This window comes from Mycobacterium sp. (assembly GCF_049608025.1).
Lineage (GTDB): Bacteria > Actinomycetota > Actinomycetes > Mycobacteriales > Mycobacteriaceae > Mycobacterium.
The window spans coordinates 1-794 of the sequence record NZ_JBMYXC010000117.1; the positions used below are offsets into that span (position 1 = coordinate 1).

Genomic DNA, 794 nt, shown 5'->3' on the forward strand with positions numbered 1-794 from the left:
GTCGGTCGACGGTGTTGCTCGAGTCGGTCGTCAGGGCTGGGCAGGCGGTGCGGGAAGGCTCACCGACGCTGCGGTGATGGTGTCCTCACGCGCCTGGTTGCTGGCGACCTGCCAGGTCACCGCCGCCGGCAGGACGCCCCAGGTGCTGTTGAAGATGCCGATGAGCACGGTGCGGCCGTCTGGCGTCGTTGTGTACACCGGACCTCCGGAGTCGCCCTTCTGGCTCACCACACCGCTGGCCATCGTGAACCAGCCGTTGTTGACCGACTCGACGGCTCCGCAGCTCTCCCCCGTCACGACACCGAAGTGACAGACGGGCATGCCCACCAACGGCAGGACGGACGGATCGGTGACCAGCACGTTCCCGTTGGGCAGCACATTGTTGATGATGACATCGGAGCCGAGGTGGATCACCTGCCAGTCGGTGATCTGGTGGTTGGCGGTGATGACCGTGCCGTCGGGCGTGTTGTCGCGGAAGGAGCCTTGAGTCCCGATCAGGGTGCCTTGCTTGTCCGATACCGACCCCGATGCCCGGCAATGGCCCGCGGTGAACGCCAACCGTGTTTGGGGGTCGACGTAGCCGAGGGTGCACCGCACCAAATCCTGATGGATCTCCATGCCGGGATGGACGAGCACGCCAGGTTGGGCGTGGGCCGATGCCAAGGGCAGCAGCAGTGCGACGATCGGTGCGGCAACTACGAGCAGCAAGTGAACCAATCGACGTGGTGACTGTGTTGACGACCCAACAGACGCAGACCCAACAGACGCAGACCCAACAGGCATAGCGCCCCCTT

The 794-nt window shown here is 64.9% G+C and carries 1 protein-coding gene; it reads right to left on the minus strand.

Annotation, left to right across the window (positions count from 1 at the left end):
• Positions 1-30 precede the first annotated feature (30 nt).
• A complete protein-coding gene (locus tag ACPGXI_RS17985; RefSeq protein ID WP_526655390.1) occupies positions 31-705 on the minus strand; it encodes an Rv1815 family serine proteinase in 675 nt (224 codons plus the stop codon).
• Positions 706-794: the final 89 nt, after the last annotated feature.